Genomic DNA, 2,959 nt, shown 5'->3' with positions numbered 1-2,959 from the left:
TGGGGTGCCTGTCCCCTGCTTTCCTGAAAAGCGTTAAACAGATACCCGGTGACAGTCCTTATACAACACTTAGGGCGCTAAACAGAAATAATTATTGTGATACAGGACCTCACATGCAAAAAAATACCCACTGTACAGAAAGAAAACAGCCTCCTCAACAAGGGATACCTTTCCCAGGTCAGGAGTGTTTTATCTATAATCTAACATCAGTGAGGTATCTCAAATGCAGGAGTGGATCAAAGAACTGCAGCAAATGGTCAAAACCAGGGAAAAACTGGCTGACTATGTGGACATAACCCCGGAAGAAGATGAAGCCGTCACCACTATGCGCACCCGGTGGGGAACGACTCCGTACTTTGCATCTCTCATGGATCGCCAAGACCCCGCCTGCCCCATACGCAGGCAGGTGGTTCCCTCTCTCAAGGAAAAAGAAAACAAATACGGCCTCCAGGACTACCTGATTCACAAGGAAAATCGAGCAGTAGGCGAAAAACGCCCTGACTGCATCGCCAGGCAGTACCAGGACCGCATCGCTTTTACCGTGACAGATGTCTGTGCCAACTACTGCAGGCACTGCTTTCGCAAAGAACTTGTAGTGGATCAGGGACTTAGCCTGCGTTTCGACGTGGACGAAGGCCTTGGATGGATCAGGGAGCATACCGAGGTGCGCGATGTGCTTGTCACCGGCGGCGATCCCTTTATCCTGTCAGATGACAAACTGGACCGCATTATTACAGAACTGAGACGTATCCCACACGTGCAGATGATCCGCTTCGGCACCCGCACCCCCATAGTACTGCCAAGCAGGATCAATAAAGAACTGCGCAAAATCCTGGAAGATTTTCACCGGGTACCAGTATGGATCAATACCCAGTGCAACCATGCCAGGGAAATCACCGAGGAAACCGCACGGGCGGTATATGACCTGCTTCGTTGCGGTGTAAACGTGGGCAATCAGGCCGTACTGTTGAAAGGCATCAACGATGACGCGCAGTCCTTCAGGGATTTGCACCAGAAGCTTCTCACAGTACGCATCCGTCCCTATTACGTATTTTACTGCGAACCGGCCCCGGGGATTGACCATTTCAGAACCCCGGTGGAAAAAGGGGCAGAACTTATCCGGGATGCTATCCGGGGACATACCACCGGCCTTTCACAGCCTATGTATGTCATTGCCACCAACATCGGCAAGGTTCCCCTTATGCCGGACTACTACATAAAGGAAAAAACAGATACGGAGTACATCCTGAGGAATTATCTCGATCAAAGTACTGCCTTGCCTTTAATACCAGAATAATAATATGCACTCTTCCCGGCCGGCCCGTCCCCTGCAGGGGCTGCAGGCCGGCCGGGAATGAAAACATCCATTATGGACAACCACGAAGACAGCGCCTCATCCAGCCAAATATTTTTTCAACCCGGCTTTGCAGTCCAAAAAGGACAGCTTCTCTGCATATCCGTTCGGGGACTTCACACCTTCAGCCCTCTTCAAGTACTGTCAAATCATTGCCGGTTCATTATGTATCCAGGCCTGTCCAGCAAAAAACATATTCCAAGGTATCTGTTTAGGCGTTTACCCCTCAAACCCTGCCATAAAAAAAATAAGAATAATTGCAAAGCGCTAAACAGATTCATTCCAAACATCTTGAAAGGAGTTCACTATGTCCAGCGAAGAACCTGAAATCCTTATGCAACCCACCGACTCTACTGAAATCATATTCACAGACCTGAACGGACACATAAGACGTCTGCCGGTGAACCCCCGAAACATAGGGCAGATCTCCAAAGAAGGCATCGGTTTTGACGGCAGTTCCGTACCGGGTATAGCCACTGTGGAGCACAGTGACCGATTGCTCATGCCAATCATTGAAAGCATGATAACTCTTGGCTTCAAGGAGAAGAAAACCTCCCTTTTCGTTGGTACCATCCACAACGAACATGGTGAACGGGCCAGCACAGATCCCAGGTTTGTTCTGGAAAAAGTCGTTGGTGAGGCCGAGGAAATGGGCTACAGTTTTCAGGCCAGTCCGGAGTACGAATTCTTTCTTTTTCACCAGGATAAGTACTCTATGGATCTCAATACCGACAATGCAGGTTACTGTGAGGCCGATCCCAGAGACAGGGGGGAAAATGTCCGCAACCGCATCATAGATGTCCTGACCCGTTGCGGGGTGCCCTTTGAAAAAGCCCACCACGAGGTCAGCCCCTCACAACACGAGATCAACTTCGAGTGCTCTGACCCGTTGAATGCCGCAGACAGGACCCTGGTCTTCAACTATGTCACCCACATGATAGCCTCGGAACACGGCCTGCACGCCAGTTTTATGCCCAAGCCCTTCAACGACAAAAACCGCAACGCCCTGCACATTCACCTTTCCATGCAGGATAAAGAGGGACAGAATATTTTTTACCGGGAGGGTGAGGATCATGACCTGAGCCCTCTGGCCAGGCATTTTATTGCAGGAATACTCAAGTATGCCCGGCAGACTTCCATTCTCATGGCCTCCACCTACAATTCCTACAAGGCCTACGTCATTGAGCGCGAGGCCCCGGTAGTAGTCGGCTGGGGACCTCGAAACCGCACTTCCATGGTCCGCATCCCATACGCCACCAACCCTCAGGCTACAAGGCTGGAACTTAGAAGCCCGGACCCCGCTGGCAACATCTACCTGCAGATGGCGGCCTTCATCAAGATGGGCCTGCAGGGCATCCGGGAAAAACTTGACTGCAACAGCCCGGACATCGGCAAGGCCTATTTGCAGTCCATTAAAAAAAGGGTCTGGGATACCCGCTTTTTGCCTAAAACCATGTTCGAGGCCCTGGTTGAAGCAGAGGACAGCAGGTTTCTGCTCGAGTTGCTGGGAGAGCAACAGTACAACAACCTCATGACCATCAAGACAGCGGAATGGGAAGAACATCGAACCAGCGTTACCACCATGGAATTTGAAAAGTATCTGCC

2 protein-coding genes are annotated in these 2,959 nt (G+C 50.8%); both read left to right on the top strand.

Translation table 11 applies throughout. The features are described 5' to 3' along the window. Positions 1–223: 223 nt before the first annotated feature. Positions 224–1,297, top strand: coding sequence for a KamA family radical SAM protein (locus QZP87_RS13855; RefSeq protein WP_291323513.1), 1,074 nt, complete (start codon positions 224–226; stop codon positions 1,295–1,297). Positions 1,298–1,661: 364 nt separating this feature from the next. Then, the coding region (locus QZP87_RS13850; RefSeq protein WP_291323512.1) for a glutamine synthetase family protein at positions 1,662–2,959 on the top strand (1,298 nt) is incomplete at its 3' end.

Origin of the sequence: Desulfonatronospira sp., assembly GCA_003563255.1 — a bacterium.
Taxonomy (GTDB): Bacteria; Desulfobacterota; Desulfovibrionia; order Desulfovibrionales; family Desulfonatronovibrionaceae; genus Desulfonatronospira.
The sequence above is the reverse complement of the archived record's forward strand: the minus strand, read 5'-3'. Positions and strand labels throughout refer to the sequence as shown.